This window comes from Xanthomarina sp. F1114, assembly GCF_026410255.1.
In the GTDB taxonomy this organism is placed as follows: domain Bacteria; phylum Bacteroidota; class Bacteroidia; order Flavobacteriales; family Flavobacteriaceae; genus Xanthomarina.
Genome location: NZ_JAPMLL010000022.1, coordinates 1 through 18539, shown reverse-complemented (window position 1 = coordinate 18539; position 18539 = coordinate 1). Strand labels below are relative to the sequence as shown.

The 18539-nt window shown below is 33.1% G+C and carries 18 protein-coding genes; 10 read left to right on the top strand and 8 right to left on the bottom strand.

Annotated elements, in window-relative coordinates; genetic code table 11:
• The 4 genes from OS188_RS14255 to OS188_RS14240 all read right to left on the bottom strand — a co-directional run.
• Positions 1-3023 (bottom strand): leucine-rich repeat domain-containing protein (locus tag OS188_RS14255; protein ID WP_416236551.1); only part of this gene is annotated, 3023 nt, incomplete at its 3' end.
• Between the two features lie 197 nt (positions 3024-3220).
• The gene (locus tag OS188_RS14250; RefSeq protein WP_267149528.1) at positions 3221-3826 is read right to left on the bottom strand and encodes a peptidase associated/transthyretin-like domain-containing protein; all 606 of its coding nucleotides are present in this window, start codon (positions 3824-3826) and stop codon (positions 3221-3223) included.
• 261 nt (positions 3827-4087) lie between these two features.
• Positions 4088-4549: a TspO/MBR family protein gene (locus OS188_RS14245; RefSeq protein WP_267149527.1), complete on the bottom strand. Its 462-nt coding sequence runs from the start codon at positions 4547-4549 to the stop codon at positions 4088-4090.
• Positions 4546-5067, bottom strand: coding sequence for a glutathione peroxidase (locus OS188_RS14240; protein WP_267149530.1), 522 nt, complete (start codon positions 5065-5067; stop codon positions 4546-4548). Before OS188_RS14240 ends, OS188_RS14245 begins: the two co-directional genes overlap by 4 nt.
• Positions 5068-5390: 323 nt before the next feature.
• Between OS188_RS14240 and OS188_RS14235 the strand changes: the two genes are divergently transcribed.
• Positions 5391-6266, top strand: coding sequence for a LysM peptidoglycan-binding domain-containing M23 family metallopeptidase (locus OS188_RS14235; protein ID WP_267149526.1), 876 nt, complete (start codon positions 5391-5393; stop codon positions 6264-6266).
• Positions 6267-6276: 10 nt separating this feature from the next.
• Here OS188_RS14235 and arsB read toward each other — a convergent pair whose 3' ends face one another.
• Genes arsB through OS188_RS14220 form a run of 3 tightly spaced genes read right to left on the bottom strand, consistent with a single transcriptional unit; the run spans position 6277 to position 8286 of the window.
• Positions 6277-7311 (bottom strand): ACR3 family arsenite efflux transporter, encoded by a 1035-nt coding sequence (gene arsB / locus OS188_RS14230; RefSeq protein ID WP_267149525.1) that lies wholly within the window; start codon positions 7309-7311, stop codon positions 6277-6279.
• A gap of 1 nt (position 7312) precedes the next feature.
• The gene (locus tag OS188_RS14225) at positions 7313-7924 is read right to left on the bottom strand and encodes an arsenate-mycothiol transferase ArsC (protein WP_267149524.1); all 612 of its coding nucleotides are present in this window, start codon (positions 7922-7924) and stop codon (positions 7313-7315) included.
• Between the two features lie 29 nt (positions 7925-7953).
• Entirely contained in the window at positions 7954-8286 is a 333-nt protein-coding gene (locus tag OS188_RS14220; protein ID WP_267149523.1) for an ArsR/SmtB family transcription factor, read from the bottom strand.
• Positions 8287-8435: 149 nt separating this feature from the next.
• On the opposite strand from OS188_RS14220, the gene OS188_RS14215 reads away from it, so the two are divergent.
• Positions 8436-10748, top strand: a complete 2313-nt coding sequence (locus OS188_RS14215) for a DNA topoisomerase 3 (protein WP_267149522.1) — start codon at positions 8436-8438, stop codon at positions 10746-10748.
• Between the two features lie 23 nt (positions 10749-10771).
• Here the strand turns inward: OS188_RS14215 and OS188_RS14210 are convergent, their stop codons facing one another.
• Positions 10772-11971, bottom strand: a complete 1200-nt coding sequence (locus tag OS188_RS14210; RefSeq protein ID WP_267149521.1) for a porin — start codon at positions 11969-11971, stop codon at positions 10772-10774.
• Positions 11972-12303: 332 nt separating this feature from the next.
• Between OS188_RS14210 and OS188_RS14205 the strand changes: the two genes are divergently transcribed.
• From OS188_RS14205 to OS188_RS14170, 8 genes are all read left to right on the top strand, one after another.
• On the top strand, positions 12304-12918 hold the full coding sequence (locus tag OS188_RS14205; protein ID WP_267149520.1) for a TetR/AcrR family transcriptional regulator: 615 nt from the start codon (positions 12304-12306) through the stop codon (positions 12916-12918).
• A 1-nt stretch (position 12919) separates the two neighbouring features.
• Positions 12920-14173: a TolC family protein gene (locus tag OS188_RS14200; RefSeq protein WP_267149519.1), complete on the top strand. Its 1254-nt coding sequence runs from the start codon at positions 12920-12922 to the stop codon at positions 14171-14173.
• A gap of 2 nt (positions 14174-14175) precedes the next feature.
• On the top strand, positions 14176-15072 hold the full coding sequence (locus tag OS188_RS14195) for an HlyD family secretion protein (RefSeq protein ID WP_267149518.1): 897 nt from the start codon (positions 14176-14178) through the stop codon (positions 15070-15072).
• A gap of 51 nt (positions 15073-15123) precedes the next feature.
• Positions 15124-15624, top strand: a complete 501-nt coding sequence (locus tag OS188_RS14190; RefSeq protein WP_267149517.1) for a hypothetical protein — start codon at positions 15124-15126, stop codon at positions 15622-15624.
• Between the two features lie 8 nt (positions 15625-15632).
• Complete coding sequence (locus tag OS188_RS14185) at positions 15633-16091, top strand: OsmC family protein (protein WP_267149516.1); 459 nt, start codon at positions 15633-15635, stop codon at positions 16089-16091.
• A 6-nt stretch (positions 16092-16097) separates the two neighbouring features.
• Positions 16098-17000: an ABC transporter ATP-binding protein gene (locus tag OS188_RS14180; RefSeq protein ID WP_267149515.1), complete on the top strand. Its 903-nt coding sequence runs from the start codon at positions 16098-16100 to the stop codon at positions 16998-17000.
• Between the two features lie 3 nt (positions 17001-17003).
• A complete protein-coding gene (locus OS188_RS14175; RefSeq protein ID WP_267149514.1) occupies positions 17004-17732 on the top strand; it encodes an ABC transporter ATP-binding protein in 729 nt (242 codons plus the stop codon).
• Positions 17733-18012: 280 nt separating this feature from the next.
• The gene (locus tag OS188_RS14170) at positions 18013-18390 is read left to right on the top strand and encodes a GxxExxY protein (RefSeq protein ID WP_267149529.1); all 378 of its coding nucleotides are present in this window, start codon (positions 18013-18015) and stop codon (positions 18388-18390) included.
• Positions 18391-18539: the final 149 nt, after the last annotated feature.

Below are 18539 nucleotides of genomic sequence, written 5' to 3'. Positions count from 1 at the left end.
GTGTTTTCAGGAAAATCAGTGGGTGGATTATAAGTTGTGGTATTGCCTACATCTACTCCATTTGCAATATCTGAAGCGCCAGAGCTTGTTCCGATAGTCACCAAATAACCAGTCGCGTTTGCAATAGCATTCCAGGTAATATCTGAACTTACCAAAACATCTGTTTCCCCATTAAACGGACTGACTAAACTTGTACATGCTGGAATTAGAGCTTCAGTCGTAAAGCTTTCTTCGGCACATCCGACAGCATTTCCTGCTGTATTATAGGGTGTAATACTCACAAAAATCTCCGTGTTTTCAGGGAAGTCAGTTGGTGGATTATAAGTTGTGGTATTGCCTACATCTACTCCATTTGCAATATCTGAAGCTCCCGAACTTGTTCCGATAGTCACCAAATAACCAGTTGCGTTTGCAATAGCATTCCAGGTAATATCAGAATCAACCAAAACATCTGTTTCCCCATTAAACGGACCTATTAAACTAGTACAAGTTGGTAGAGAACCTTCAGTAATAAAACTTTCTTCTGCACATCCTACAGCATTTCCTGCTGTATTATAGGGTATAATACTCACAAAAATCTCCGTGTTTTCAGGGAAGTCTGTTGGAGGATTGTAAGTAGTTGTGTTCCCTACATCCACAGCATTTGCAAGGTCTGAAGCGCCAGAACTTGTTCCTATGGTGATAAAGTATCCAGATGCATTCAGAATAGCAGTCCAGGTAATATCTGAACTTATCAAAACATCTGTCTCTCCATTAAGAGGACTGATTAATGTTGTACAATTAGCTATAGTAGCCACGGAATCTGTGGTAAAACTTTCTTCAGGGCAAGTTAGTGTAACTCCATTTGCAAAGTAAGGTGTAATTGTAACAAAAACCTGTGTATTTGGGGGGAAGTCAGTCGTTAAAGCATAAGAATTTACATTCCCAACATCTACGTTATTTAAAATATCTGTACCACCTGAAGTAGTACCAATACTGATATAGTAGCCACAAGCTCCAAGACTTTCGGTCCATGAAAGAATTTCGTTAATAGGCACTAAAACACTGCCATTAGTTGGAGAAGTTAAAGACACACAAGATTCTACTGGAGAATTTACGTTTAAAGTGATATCATTTCTAATTAATAATAGATTTCTTCCATCTGTTCCAGGAGGATTTGTATTTTCAAAAGGGATTAAATCACTTAGAATTTCTGTATGATAGACAGCCTCGTCGCAACTATTTACGGATGGGATTGTGTAATTTGGGGAATCTGGAGCTCCAGGAATGGCTACACCATCTTTAAACCATGTATAGTGATTTTGGGCACCAGCACATGCAGTTGTTAGTGTTACAGAATCGCCTGCATTTGCATTTATAGTTTCAACAACATCTACCTTAGCTTGTGGCGCATAAGAATAATCAAGAATAACTTCACTAAAAAAAGGCGCAGGACCAATAGTGTTATCGAATAGCACGTAATCCGCATGCTGATTTTCAAAATGACCAAATTCAAAATTATTATTATCTATTATTAAACTAAACCTTCTAGTTTGATTTCCATCGTTTACATCTCCATCAATTAAAGAAGCATAATCTGGAATCATTCCTGTTAGTTGGTTGTAGCTCACATCTAAAGAGCCTCCATAAATACCATTATGATTAAGTCTTACCGTGTAAAATTGATCCAAAATAGAAGTTCCTGTAAATAAGTTATGATCAACAATAAGCCTAGTTAAAACTACATTTTGTGTAATATCTAAAGACTCTATTTGATTAAAAGAAGCCATAAAAGTACTTAACACGGCATTTTGAGTAAGATCCAATCCTGTTCCAGTAAACAGGTTATTGCTTATATTCACAGAGTTTAATACTGGGTTTTGAGTAAGATCTAAACTGGGAATCTGATTGTCAGCTAGATTTAAGTGCCTTAACACGGCATTTTGGGTTAAATCGATACTGGGTAATAAGTTATCGTTTGCCGAAAGACGATCTAATAGTAGATTTTGAGTAAGATCTAAAGCAGTCAAGTTATTATCGTAAATCCAAAGTGTTTCTAGATTGGTGATTTGGGTTAAATCCACACTATTTAAGTCATTATGCGTAAGCCATAAAGTTTCAATTAGCGGGTTATTTAATAAATCAATTACTAAAGGCACTGTCTGATTAAAACGAATATCGACATGTTCTACTTCGGGTACATTTGCCAAAGAAAGAGGATTAATAAAATTATGATGCCAAATAACCAAACGTTTAAAAGTATTAGTTGTGGGTAAGATTAAATTTTCTAAGTAAGTACCGTGTAGATCCAGTCGTTCCAAATTAATAAAGTGTGAAACATCTACTGTAGGTAAATCAATACTGTTAAAAGAAATGTTTTTTAATATAGCTTGTTCATTAGGTAAAGTGATGGTAACAGGAACGTGACTTCCCCTAATAAAAAGAATTTCTAAACCGTCTAATTGTGAAAAATCTAATGTTGGGTCTGCCAAATTAGAAAGGGTAATTGTAGTTAGTGTTGAAGTAATTGGTAAAATTAAATCGGAGAGATTTGCTAAACGATTAACCTCTAAAGAAATCAAACTTGTATTTTGAGAGAGGTCTATTAGGATTATGGGAGCGTCACCGGCATTATGAAGATCACTCTCAATAAAAACGTTTTCTAAAAGTAGGTTTTGCGAAAAGTTTATACTTGATAATGCATCATTATTATCTGTGGTAAAGTCTGTTAATTGTGTTAAAGCTATTAGGTTGATATTAACAACAGGATTATTACCCAAGTTTAAATTAGTTAAGTTGGTAAAGGCTTCTATTCCGGTAATATCGGCGATTGAAGTACCTCCTAGACTTAATGTAGTTATTGCAAGTGCATCTGCATTAAGTATATTTCCATTTAAACCGTTGGTATCAACTCCTAAGGCTATTAACTCTTGTTCAAAATTTGTATCTGGAATTGCTGTTGTCTGAGAATGCCCAAATAACATACCGAAAAGACTAAATAATATAGTGGTAAAAACACTTAATGATGGTCGGTTAAGAAGCATAGGCTTAAACTTTTCTTTTAGAAAAGCGCATTATTAACTCACAAATATAAACTAAAAAACAACCTTTAGAATATTTAAATAGATGAATATCAATTATTTTTAGGCGACTATAAGGAAGACCATCAATTGATTACACCCTAGAAAAAACAGAGTTTCTATTATTCGATTTTAAAAAGCCCAGAGATAGGTTTTAATTTTTATTGCAGAATTATATTGTAGTTGGCTACATACATATCTTCCTTTTTTAAAGTGGAAAGAACGCTATTAACACCCTTCTTTTTTAAACGCTTTTTACAAGCTTTTGTTAAAAACGGATCGTCTTCAAACATAAAACTGTCTAGTTTATATTCTGTTTTACCGGCTTCTTTAACTATTGGATGAATATGTCTTAACTCACGACTATGTCTGTAAGAACCAGGAATAAAAGTGTATAATACATATTTACCATCGGCATCTGTTTTAACCCAGGCTCTATGATACACGTAGCGCTTATCGTCTTTATGCTTTAAATCGTATTCCCCATCCTCATTAGGCTGTTCTATAAATAAAATCACATCTTTAGCCGGAGTAATACCATCGCTTTCAAAGATTGTTCCTGTAATTTTTAATTTATTGGTCATTGTCTCAAAATCAGGAATGGTATCCGTATTATTTAGATGTTTTTCTGAAAAATCGTAAACAGGACTTCTAGTCACGTAATCGAATGGGATTTCTTCTAAAACATTAGCAGAATCTTGCGCATATAATATAGACGAAAAGTGTAAAAAAAAGAGTATCGACAAAATGAGAATGACATTTTTCATAAGTAAAAAGATAAATTAATTACCTTAAAACTATGTATTTAAGCTTTTTGCCTCAAATAAATCTTATGAACTATTAAATTTCACGATGAAATGAAAAAATATTACAATATTATCGATGTAATGCACTTGTTAGTTACAAATTGAATCTTATTGAGTTCCTAAGTTTAATATTTAGATATTAGTATTAAAGTGAAACTTGACTTAGTGATAAATGATGGATCGGCCTTTCCGTCATTAATTTTTTGTTATACCAATTGTGTATTAATTATTAAGAAGTATATAAATATTTAAACTTGTTGCTAATAATAACCATGCAAAATAAGGGGTTATCAACCAAGTTTTTGTTTTTAATATGGGTTTATATTTAAATAAAAAGACAGCTATAACGGATGTTAGTAATGAAATTGAAATTAAAGCCAGGAATACTAAATGCTTATTAAAAAAAATATAACTCCATGACATATTTAACAAAAACTGTAACATAAACAAACTGAGGATAAATACGTTAGTCTTCAGTTTTACAAGGTTTGCCATATAAAATGAAAAACATATCATTACTACGGTCCAAGCAATACCAATAAACCATCCGGGAGGTGTCCAAGGTGCTTTGGCTTGTGCTACATACCAATCAGAGGTTGGGCCGTTTCCCATAAATAAATTTGAAATACCTAAAGCGCCAAAATTTATAATTAAGAAAAGAACTACTAATTGATACTTCTTCATTTTAAATGCTTTGTGATTTTTGAACTATTAGGCTTTGTAATTGAATAGTAATAATCAATAAAATTACCTTCTTCATCTATTAAATACTTTTGAAAATTCCACTTAACCGAAGAACTCTTCTCGCCATTTAACTCTTTTTTAGTTAACCATGCATATAAAGGATGTTGCTTATCTCCTTTAACATCCACTTTTTCAGTCATTAAAAATGTAACTCCGTAATTTTGTTTGCAAAACGATTGAATTTCTGTCGCAGAGCCTGGCTCCTGTCCTCCAAATTGATTACATGGAACTCCAATAATTACTAATTTATCTTTATACGTATTATGAAGTTCTTGTAAGCCTTCATATTGTCCTGTAAAACCACATTCAGATGCCGTATTAACCACAAGGATTTTCCTTCCCTTAAAGTCACTTAAATCTATAGGGTCTCCAGTAATACTATTAATTTCTATGTTGTAAAAACTTTGAGGCTCTTGCATATTCTTATTATTGTTTTTGGTGAAAAAGGAAAAAGACATAAGTACAAAGAATGTTAGATATACTTGATTCATATTAAAAACATTTGAATGATATTTTTTTAGGATTTAATAACACAAAGTTAATTGAAATTACCTAATAACTTCTTGGAATATATGTTAAAACCGAAGTTGAGTACCCCCGATTATTATTTTGTAATAATTTAACAATTAGTCTAACAATAAATTAACAATGTTCATCGTTTTTTTTGAGTACATTCGCTCGTCGAAATTATAAAAATATCAACTTAAACACCTAGCACACTGAATTGTAGATCATGAGATTTCTGTTTATTTTACTTGTTTTTTGTTTGCCTATAAGTTTTATGGCACAAAACACTCCTACCATTATATCTAACCCAAAATTAGCAAACCTCCTTGAAGAGTATAAGTCTCTTATAGGTGAAAATGATGAAAACCACTTGTTTTCCGAGTCTTTAACGGGAAATGAAATAGATGTTACTTCAGAGTTTTGGGATACCAGTAGAATTAGACTCGATTATAACAATGATGTTACTTACCCAATAAACATCCAATTTAAAGAATCTAATTATGTGTCTCCTATTTCACGAAACAAAGTGGTAACCTCACGATATGGTTGGAGAAAAGGCCGTGCTCATAGAGGTATCGATATCGATTTAGTTACGGGAGATAGTTTATACGCTATGTTTGACGGGGTTGTGCGTTTTGCTAGCTATAGCTCAGGACATGGAAATACTGTAGTTATAAGACATTTTAACGGTTTAGAAACTGTGTATGCTCACTTATCTGCCTATGGCGTAAAGGAAAACGACTCCCTTGTAGCCGGCGCGTACTTGGGTAAAGGTGGTGCAACTGGAAATGCCAGGGGGAGTCACTTGCATTTAGAAATGTACTATAAGGGAGTTCCTGTAAACCCTGAATATCTTTTAAGTTTTGATGAAAACAACGAAATACGCTCTCAAGACATTTGGATCACAAAAACATGGACCCGTCCAGAATTGCATAATAGCAGGCGCCAAAGTGAACTTGAATTGTTTTCTACTGAAGAAGATGCAATTGCTAGTATGAACAAGCCTCCACGAGTTTATATTGTAAAAAAAGGAGATACTTTGTCGCGGATTTCATCGAGAAATCAGGTTAGTATTGCTGCTTTATGCAAAAGCAATCACATAAGAAAAAATAGTACATTGCGTATTGGTCAGAAGTTAATTATTGACTAAGTTTTCTAGTTCAATAATATTTTTTCTTTAACCAAAAAGATACTCTTACTAATAGTATTAAAGCTGGTACTTCTACCAAGGGACCAATAACACCTGCAAAGGCTTGACCTGAATTCAAACCAAACACTGCAATAGCAACTGCTATGGCTAATTCAAAATTATTTCCTGCTGCTGTAAAGGAAATAGCAGCATTTTTATCGTAAGTTGCTCCCATAGCTTTACTAACAAAAAAACCAATTACAAACATCAAGGTGAAGTAAATTAACAGTGGAATTGCAATAATGACAACATCCATAGGAATTTCTACTATTAATTCACCTTTCAACGAAAACATGACTACAATTGTGAATAACAAGGCAATTAATGTTATTGGTGAAATTTTAGGAATAAATACCTCGTTATACCAAGTTTCTCCTTTTAATTTCACTAATATTTTTCTACTTAAATAACCTAATAAAAAAGGAATTCCTAAATAAATAAGTACACTTTCTGCAATAGTTGTTATGGAAATATCAACAATAGCTCCATCAAACCCAAAATAAGGTGGTAAAATGGTTATAAATATCCAGGCATAAAAACTATAAGCAAATACTTGAAAAATACTATTTAAAGCTACCAAACCAGCTCCATATTCGCTGTTACCTTCAGCCAGATCATTCCAAACTAAAACCATAGCAATACATCTGGCTAGACCAATCAATATTAAACCAACCATGTATTCCGGATAATCCTGAAGAAATGTAATGGCCAGAATAAACATCAAAACTGGTCCAACAATCCAATTTAAAACCAAGGATATAGATAAGATTTTTACATCCTTAAAAATTTTCGGTAGTAAGGCATAATTCACTTTTGCTAAAGGCGGATACATCATTAAAATTAACCCAATTGCGATAGGTATATTGGTTGAACCACTACTAAACGAATTAATATAATCTGGAATAGATGGAATTAAATAGCCAAGACCTACGCCAATTCCCATGGCAATAAAAATCCAAAGGGTTAAATAACTATCTAGAAAACTTAGTTTTTTAGTTGATGCCATCTTATTTTTTTATTTGTGAAAAAACATAATACATTTCAGTTGCAATTTGCAAGCTTCTGTTTGAATAAACTTCTTTTTGGTTTGGCGAGCCATCAGATACTTTAGGATCTTCATAAGTTATTGGAATACGCTTTTCAGCTCCAGCTATAAACGGACATCCAACATCAGCTTGCGAGCAGGTCAAAATAGCTGCAAAATTAGATTTCGGATTAAAAACATCATCAAAGGTTTTAGAAAAACCTATAATTGGATGTTCATTTTCTGAATATTTCATACTATAAACTGGGTTATTCTCTTCAGATAATTTCTGAATCTGAAACCCTGTTTCCTCCAATGTTGTTGCTACCACAGGATATAATGCTGTGGCTTCTGTACCTCCTGAATAACAAAACATCTGAGATATTTGAAAATGATGAGCCAGTGTTTGTGCCCAAACCTGGGCCAAATGGCTACGTCTAGAATTGTGAGTGCAAATAAAGTTTAAACGGATTTCTTGCTTTCCTGAGACTTTTTCTTGAATATAAGCTATTAGTTCTTGTAGTATTTCTTTTCGTTCTAAAGGAAGAGTTGAAACGTCCAAAGATCCGATAATACCTCTAATTTCTTTATACATAAATCGGTTTAAATATGTTAAATCTAATGTTAACAGCAATCGTTATTTATTCCTGTTTCTTGCTCTAAAAATTGAGTAATTATTTGTTTTACACTCTTCCATTTATCCTGGTCTATACAATAACAAACACTGGTACCTTCAATACTTCCTTTAATAATCCCTAGCTTTTTTAATTCTTTTAAATGCTGAGAAATCGTAGGTTGTGCTAAACCAATTTCATTGACTAAATCGCCACAAACACAACTATCTATTTTAAATAAATGCTGAATAATAGCTACTCTAGCTGGGTGCCCAAAAACTTTAGCAATTTGCGCTATGTTGTTTTGTTCCTCAGTAAATATTTCCGATTTTGTAATTCCCATAATAATCTGTCATTTTCTTAATCGCAATATTACGATTAAGAAAATAAAATCACAAATATTTTTTATAAAAATTGATAACAGTAACAGATTTCATTACTTAAATTTTATAAAAAAGATGTACTTTGCATGTCCCATAAAAAAGTAAAAAAATGAAAGTATGTATTGCCGAAAAACCTAGTGTTGCCAGAGAGATTGCTTCCGTTCTTGGAGCAAACAGCAAGCGTGATGGCTATTATGAAGGCAATGGATATGCTGTAACTTATACCTTTGGACATTTGTGCACACTTATGGAGCCAAACGACTATAAAGCGCATTGGAAAAGTTGGGATTTGAATAACTTACCTATGCTGCCTGAAAAGTTTAAAACCAAGGTGGTTAGTAATTCGGGGATCCAGAAACAATTCAATATTGTAAAAAGTCTTTTCGATAAAGCCGAAGTTGTTATTAATTGTGGGGATGCTGGCCAGGAAGGAGAACTCATTCAACGATGGGTTCTAGATCAAGCCAACTATAAAGGGAAAGTTGAAAGACTTTGGATTTCATCTTTAACAACGGAAGCTATTAAAGAAGGATTTGAAAAGCTAAAACCTTCTGAAGATTACGACAATCTCTACTATGCCGGATTTTCACGAGCCATTGGAGATTGGCTACTAGGTATGAATGCCACGAGGTTATACACTGTAAAACACGGAGGTTATAAACAAGTACTTTCCGTTGGACGTGTGCAAACCCCTACGCTTGCCATGGTTGTAAACAGGTTTAAAGAAATTGAAAACTTTAAGCCACAACCCTATTGGGAATTACAAACTTTATATCGCGATACGGTTTTTTCTTACGAAGAAGGACGCTTCACTAAAATGGAAGATGGTGAAATTTTAGCAAATAAGGTAAAAGAACACGAATTTGAAATAGATTCCGTTACCAAAAAGAAAGGTAAAGAATATGCGCCAAAGCTTTTCGATTTAACGGGTTTACAGGTGTACTGCAATACCAAATTTGGATTTTCGGCAGATGACACTTTAAAAATTGTTCAGAAGTTGTATGAAATGAAAGTGGTAACCTACCCGAGAGTAGATACTACCTTTTTACCTAATGATGTGTATCCAAAAGTGGCAGGAATTCTTCAGAAATTAACTAATTATGCCGAATTAACACAACCACTTTTAGGCAAGAAAATAAAGAAATCGTCTAAAGTCTTTAACGATAAGAAAGTTACAGATCACCATGCTATTATTCCAACCGGTATGCAGACCAATTTACAATACAACCAGCAGCAGGTTTACGATATTATTACAAAACGCTTTATAGCTGTTTTTTACGAGGATTGTTCTGTATCTAACACCACTGTCATAGGAAAAGCTGCCGATGTGAACTTTAAAACTACCGGAAAAGAAATTCTTAAAAAGGGATGGCGCGTAGTTTTCGAAGCTGACGAAAAAGACAAGTCTGCCCGTCCTTCAGGTGGGAAAGAATCAGATATCCTTCCAACCTTTGTTAAAGGTGAAAAAGGCCCTCATGAGCCTAGTTTTCTAGAAAAACAAACCAAACCACCTAATCAATTTACTGAAGCTTCTCTCCTACGCGCAATGGAAACTGCCGGTAAACAGGTGGACGACGATGAGCTGCGTGATTTAATGAAAGAGAATGGTATTGGACGTCCTTCCACACGAGCTAATATTATAGAAACCCTTTTTAAACGTCAGTATATTAAGCGTAACAAAAAACAAATTTTACCTACGGTTACGGGAGTTGCTTTAATTGACACCATTCAAAATGAACTTTTAAAATCTGCCGAACTCACTGGTTTATGGGAAAAGCAATTAAAAGATATTGAAAAAGGGGAATTTAGCGCAAGACAATTCATCATCAATATGAAAAAAATGGTCGATGAATTGGTCTATGAAGTAAGAAGCGAAACAAAACGCGCCAATATTTCTCAAGCTACAATAGCCAAGCAACGACAAGCAAAAGCGCAACAAAAGAAAAAAGCAGGAATTGCAGCTGAAACTTGCCCTAAATGTAAAAAAGGGACACTTATTAAAGGGAAATCAGCTTATGGCTGCTCAGCATATAAAGAAGGTTGTAAATTTATTCTTCCTTTTAAATTATATGATAAGAAAATCTCCGAAAAGCAGTTTTTAAGATTACTCCAAAAAGGTTCGACTGTAAATTTAAAAGGCTTTAAAACAGATTCTGGAACAGCTGAAGGGTTGCTGCGTTTTGATGAAGCTTTTCAACTTGTTTTAGAACCTAAAAAAACAAAATCAAAAGTTATTCCAGATACTTTGACTTGTCCAAAATGTAAAAAGGGAACGGTTGTAAAAGGTAAAACAGCTTATGGATGTTCGGCGTATAAAGACGGATGTGACTTTAGATTCTCATTTGAAGATTTAAGAAGCAAAATGGAGAACAAAAAGCCAACTAAAGAATTGGTTTACAATATATTAAATGAGACTAATTAAACTTACGAATTAATCGTTATTGATTAAAACGAAATGTCCCATTGTACACGAAATCGCCATTCTTTAGGGTCTTGAAAGTTTGAACTTAGAAATTTGAAATGTGTAAATTCCATAGTTAATTTATTTCTATGTCCGCTAAAAAACCAATTTAAGGCCATTCCTATTTCTCTTTCATAATCATGAGATAGTTCTAAATCCGGCTGGTAATTAGTATAAATACCAGCAAGCTCTAATGGTTCAGGAACAAAGTCTAAAATATTAGAAAAAAAGTAACCTGCTTGAAAATAATATCCTCTTAAGTTTCTGGTTTGCACATTTACGTAATCTTTTACGGTTTTTACATGAAACTCATTCTGCCAAGAAAAACCTTTGTACTTAAATGCTGTTTCTAAAAGTGCTTGATTTACTCGGTATTGACCTGGAATTCCTTCTTCGAAACCAGTTAGTTCTCCTCCTCCCGCTTGCGAAAATCGCGTATAAGGACTTCTATTTGTAGCAGCAGCCAAAGCAATTAACCCTGTAGGTTTTTTGTGAAAAGATAAATCAGAACCAGTCATTCCTAATTCACGTCCAAACATATTCCATTGCAACCTTCCAACATACATTAAATGATTATCGTCATTCGTAGTAGAACCTCGTCCAGCCCCAGTTAAAATGGACAAATGATAGGTGAAATCTGCTAAACTTCCTGGAAACACCCTTCCGTAAAACTCAATACCTTGCTGCCTGTCTAATGTAAAAGGTCTATTAATTATAGATCTATCAACCATTTGTTGCTTCCCTGAAGATATAACACGTTCCCGATTATAGTAGGTTTTCCATTGTCCAACCTTTATTTTAAAAAACTCCCAGCGTTCAATCATAATTCGGAAATCCAACAAATTTCCCTGCGATAATTCATATTCAAAATAATATTTCAACCAAGGTTTATAGGCATGTCCTCCAATTTTTAATCTGGCTCTATTAATTTTAAAAGTTGTTTTATGACCTTCAAAAAAATCATTATAATTTAGGGGATTTTGATCGTTTGGGGTGGCAAAACGAAATTGAAATCGTGATTCAACATGCAATAAGTACTTGTTATCCGGAGTGCTAAAAGCAAAACCCTTATCTGTATATTCAATATTAATATTATTAGAAGGAATTGAATCAGTCTGCGCTATCACATGATAAGTAAAACAAAAAGAAATGAAAAGAAATAAAAATCCTGTTTTGATAGACATAAACTGTTTTTAAGCTAATATAATAATTAGTACATTTTATACAATAATTAAGTTTGATATTATATCCAGATGCACAATCAAAAATAAGGTTAATTGTAGAAATCATTACAGATGATATATAATGATTCTCTAAATAATATACACAAAGACAACTTTCCTTTTTTATAATTTCAAAAATTTATTAAGCAAAAAAACCTCTTTTTTGTTTTTGATAATCAATACGTTATTGCACCTAAAAACATTATATATAGTTACATATTTCAATTTTATACTAGAAATTGGAAAATTTCATTATCTTTGTTAACCAAATGGTTAAACTAATTAGTTAGATTATGGCGAAAGTAAAAGATAGTAATACAGAAGAACAAATTTTAGATGCAGCTAAAAACGTGTTTCAGACAAAAGGAATGGATGGTGCAAGAATGCAAGAGATAGCAGATCTTGCAGGGATTAATAAAGCCATGCTTCATTATTATTATAAAAGCAAACAGCTGCTTTTTGAAGCTGTATTTAAGAACGCTTTTTCATTATTAGCACCACAATTAAACAAAATATTAAATGACGACTCTTCTATTGAAGATAAAATAAAGAACTTCACCTCCAATTATATTTATTTTATAATAAAGCACCCCTATTTACCAAACTTTATAATTCAAGAACTTAATAGAAACCCAGATTTCATTTTAACTATTCAGGAAAATTCTACTTTACTAAATATTGAAAAATTTAAACAACAAGTAGCATTAGAAGTCAGTCAGGGTATTTTAAAACCAACTAAAGGCGATCAGCTTTTTATTAACATTCTAGCCTTAAACATCTTCCCTTTTGTAGCTAAACCACTTATTAAGGCCTTTACAAAAGAAGATAACAAAGGTTTTAAGACACTCATGGAACAACGCAAAACAGAGGTTTCAGAATTTATAATCAATTCGATAAAACAACATTAAAATGAAAACAATTATAAGCATCTGGGTTTTCATTTTATTCACAGCATTCAGCTGGTCTCAACAACAAATAACCTTGGAAACCTGCTATCAATTAGTATCTGAAAACTATCCACTAGCGAAACAAAAGGCTCTACTTGAAAGTAAAACGCAATTGGAATTAGATGCTATAGACACAGCAAAACTTCCACAATTAGGCTTTGATGCACAAGCAGCATATTTATCAGATGTGACTCAAATTCCCTTAGAAAACACCGGAGTTGAGCCGCCTAATAACGACCAGTATCGCGCCACGCTTTCTGTAAATCAGTTAATATACAATGGTGGTTCTATTAATGCTTCTTCTAAAGTAAAATCGGCTCAACTAAAAACCCAGCAGAAACAATTGGAAGTTAGTTTATACCAATTAAAACAACAGGTAAACCAACTTTATTTTTCCATTTTGCTTTCTAATGAATCTTTTAGTTTATTAGAAACGAAGCAAACACAACTGGAAAGTAAACTAAAGGAAGTAAAATCTGGAATTCAATATGGAACTGTTTTGCCTTCTTCAGATAAAGTTATTGAAGCAGAATTATTAAGAATCAAGCAACAATTTTCGGACATTAATAACAATAAAAAGGTGTTAGTTGAAACCTTATCAGCTTTAATTGGTCAACCTTTAGATGTTTCAACCAAGTTTCAAGAACCTCAAATTTCAACCAGCCTCACTCCTACAACTCAACGTCCAGAAATGGATTTATTTCAACTTAAAAAAGAAGAAATTGAAAGTCAGGAACAGCTCATACAAAAAGATAATATCCCTAAACTCTTTGGGTTTGCAACTGGAGGCATTGGAAATCCAGGCCTAAACATGTTAGACAATTCTTTTCAGCCGTTTTATACTGTTGGTGTGAAATTAAATTGGAATGTATTCGATTGGAATGCCAATAAAAAGAAAAGAGAATCTTTAATGATAAATAAGGATATTGTTGATAATGAAACTGAGATTTTTCAATTAAACAACCAGATTGAACTCAATCAATATGAAAAAGAAATTAGTAAAATTTCTGAAAACATCCTAATAGATTCAGAAATTATCAATTTAAGAAAAGACGTTTTATTAGCAACAGAATCTCAGTTAAGAAATGGAGTGATTACCACATCCACATATATCACCGAATTAACCAATTTATATGAAGCTGAAAACATGCTATTAAAGCGTAACATCCAATTAGAATTGGCAAAAGCAAATTATAATATGACTCAAGGACAGTAAAAATGAAACACATACACACATATTTTATAGGAATTAGCTTAGGGACATTAAGTCTGGTTTCATGTAGCGATTCGAATGGAAAAGCTGATGGTTACGGAAATTTTGAAGCTACAGAAATAACCGTTTCTGCTGAAAATAATGGCAAACTAATGGCTTTCCAAGTCAACGAAGGCGATGCGCTTAAAAAGGAAGCTTTTATAGGTTATATAGACACCATTCCTTTGGCATTAAAACGTGAACAACTTTTGGTCTCAAAAGATGTTATTAGTTCTAAATCTCAAGGGGTTTTATCTCAAATAGCTGTGTTAAAGGCCAAATTAAATACAGCAAACATCAATAAAACCAGAACTGAAAACTTGATAAAAGACAAAGCTGGAACCCAAAAACAATTGGATGATGTTTTAGGTGAAATAGATGTGATAAAACAACAAATTAGAAGTGTTGAAATCCAAAACGCTCCTGTTGTGAACGAATTAAAAAGTATCGATGTACAATTAAAACAAATTGATGACCAGATTGAAAAATGTAAAATTATCAATCCGATCAATGGAACTGTTTTAACAAAATACGCTGAACCAGATGAAATTACAGCTTTTGGAAAACCCTTATATAAAATTGCCGATTTAAATAACATGGAGTTACGTGTTTTTATTAGTGAGACCCAACTGGCTAATTTAAAAATTGGAGAGGAAGTAACTGTCAAAATTGATGCTGGAGATGCTATGAAGGATTATAAAGGAACCGTTACATGGATAGCTTCGGAAGCTGAATTTACTCCAAAAATTATTCAAACAAAAGAAGAACGTGTTGCTTTGGTTTATGCTGTAAAAGTTACTGTAATAAACGATGGGAGTTTAAAAATTGGCATGCCAGCCGAAATGTGGCTCGAAACGTCTTAAACAAATAAATAAATCTAAATAATTAAAAATCAACCTTTAAAATCAAATATTATGAAAAAAACAATTTTATCATTCGCAATGTTGGCGTTTATTCTTTCAAGTTGCAACAACAAAAAAGAAGAAGCGGCTACAGAACAAACTATTCAAGAGCCAGTTGAAGTCGTATCACATGAAAATCACGACACGCATCACGCAAGTTCAGCATTAAACAACGACTGGATGAATGAGATTCAAATGGATAATGGCTCGCAATGGGAAGCAAATATTGAAACGACTGATGGTGTAAACGATATGCTAAAACTAATTTCTGAAAGCAAAACAGAAACCGTTGAAGACTATTTAGGTCTAGCCAATAAATTAAACGAGAGAAAAAACACTTTAGTTAAAGAATGTACTATGACAGGACCTTCACACGACAATCTTCATGTGTTTTTACATCCATTAATTGAAAAAATTGATGTGCTTCTAGAAACAAAAACCACTGAAGAAGGTGCAACAGCCTTAAAAAGCATCGAGGATAATTTAAATGCTTATACTACTTATTTTAAATAATATTTATTATGGAAAAACATATTTACAATGTAGATATCAACTGGACACAAGACCGTAAAGGCACCATGTGTTCTCCAGAACTACAAAACGAAGCGACTCAAGAAACAAATTGTATAGAAGTCGCAACACCACCTGAATTTGATAAAGGCATGCCACATATCTGGTCGCCAGAACATTTGTTTACAGCTGCAGTAAGCAGTTGTTTAATGACCACGTTTTTGGCAATTTCTGAATATTCAAAATTGGAGTTTATCAGTTTTAAATGTCCATCAAAAGGCATTTTAGAAAAAGTGGATGGGAAATTTGTTATGAGCGAAATTCACCTATTCCCGGAAGTGGTTATTGCAGACGAATCCAAACGCGAACGTGCAGAACGCATCATCGAAAAATCGGAAAAGGCCTGTCTCATTTCAAACTCCATTACTTCTAAGGTTGTTTTAGAGTCTAAAATAATTGTAAAAAGTTAAGACATTTTGGGGATAACTGTTTCTAACATATCGAAATCTTATAAAGATGTGAAAGCGCTTCAAAATATTTCATTTGAAGTCAAACCAAATGAGCTTTTTGGTCTTATTGGACCTGATGGCGCGGGAAAAACCACGCTTTTCAGAATCCTAACTACCTTGTTAATCGCCAACAAAGGACATGCAACAGTGGCCGGTTTTGATGTGTTAGAAGACTTTAAGGAAATTAGAAAACATGTGGGCTATATGCCTGGGAAATTTTCTTTGTACCAGGATTTAACTATTGAAGAAAATCTGGAGTTTTTTGCCACTATTTTTGGAACTACTATTGAAGAAAACTACGAGTTAATTAAAGATATTTATGTTCAAATAGAACCTTTTAAAGACCGTAGAGCTGGAAAACTTTCTGGAGGTATGAAACAAAAACTGGCTTTAAGCTGTGCTTTAATTCATAAGCCTAAAGTGTTGTTTTTAGACGAACCTACAACTGGTGTGGATCCTGTATCTAGAAAGGAATTTTGGGAGATGCTTAAACGCTTGCAACAAAAAGGAATTACTATTCTGGTTTCCACGCCTTATATGGATGAAGCTGCTCTATGTGACAGAATTGCATTGATTCAAGATGGTGAAATTCTCCAAATTGACAGTCCTGAAAACATTGTAAAACAATATCCAAAAACTATATATGATGTGAGCGCGAATAATATGTATCAATTAATTAATAGTTTGAAAGCGTATCAACATCAACATAGTGTCTATCCTTTTGGAGAGTTTGTGCATTATACAGATAAACGTACCGATTTTAATCCGAAAGACTTAAAACTGTATTTAGAAGCTCAGCAACTTTCGAATATTCGTATTGAAAAAACCCAAGCAACCATAGAAGATAGTTTTATGGAATTAGCGAAATAATAAATGAACAATAACAACGTCATACAAGCAGAAGGTTTAACAAAAATGTTTGGAGATTTTACAGCTGTAAACGCCATAACTTTTGAAGTTAAAAAAGGTGAAATCTTTGGGTTTCTTGGTGCTAATGGTGCTGGAAAAACCACAGCCATGAAAATGCTGATTGGAATTTCAATTCCTACATCTGGAGCTGCTCATGTTGCCGATTTTGATGTGTTTACGCAAGCAGAAGATATCAAGAAAAATATTGGCTATATGAGTCAGAAGTTTGCTTTGTACGACGATTTAACCGTAAAAGAAAACATTACTTTTTTTGGTGGTATTTATGGCTTATCCAAATTAAAAATTAAAGAAAAAACTAAGGAATTGATAGAGGATTTAGATCTTCAAGAAGTAGCTAATCAATTAGTAGGCTCCTTGCCTTTAGGCTGGAAACAGAAATTATCGTTTTCCGTTGCTTTAATTCATGAACCTAAAATTGTGTTTTTAGATGAACCAACTGGTGGGGTAGATCCAATTACAAGACGTCAGTTTTGGGAAATGATTTATAGGGCAGCTCACCAAGGAACTACCATTTTTGTAACCACACACTATATGGATGAAGCCGAATATTGCGATCGGGTGTCTATCATGGTGAATGGTAAAATTGAAGCTTTAGATACACCTAAAAAATTAAAAGAACAATTTGAAGTAGATAGTATGAACGATGTGTTTTTAAAATTGGCACGTGGATGAAAACATTTGCCCTCAGATGACTCAGATTAGCGCAGAAACTAAATGAAACATCTGCGTATATCAGCGAGACATAAATAAAAGAAACATTTGCCCGCAGATAACGCAGATTAGCGCAGAAACTGAATAAAACTTCTGCGTATATCAGCGAGATCATCGGGACATAAATAATAGAAACATTTACCCGCAGATAACGCAGATTAGCGCAGAAACTAAACAAAACATCTGCGTACATCAGCGAAAATCAGCGGGACTTAAATAAAATATAAATCTCATGGATAAAATATCAGAAAACGACATTTCATATATAGTTAGAGGTGCCATTTTTAAAATATATAATGAGTTAGGTCCAGGATTATTAGAATCTGTTTACGAAACTGTCCTCTTGTATGAATTACAAAAACAAGGATTAAATGTAAAAAGACAAGTTTCTTTACCTGTGTTTTATGAAGGTAATAAATTAGAAATTGGATTTAGATTAGACTTATTAGTAAATGAAAAAGTAATTATAGAAATTAAATCTGTCGAAAATTTAGCAGAAGTACATCATAAACAAGTGATAACGTACTTAAAATTATCTAATCTTAAATTAGGGATTTTAGTAAACTTTAATGTAGATAATATATCAAATGGAATTTTTAGAAAAGTTAATGGTCTATAAAAAAATATCAGATAAATTAACTTAAAAGAGAATAATAAATAATTAAAAATATCAGCCCGCAGAAGACGCAGATTAGCGCAGAAACTGAATAAAACTTCTGCGTAAATCAGCGAGATCAGCGGGACATAAATAACAAGAATATTTGCCCG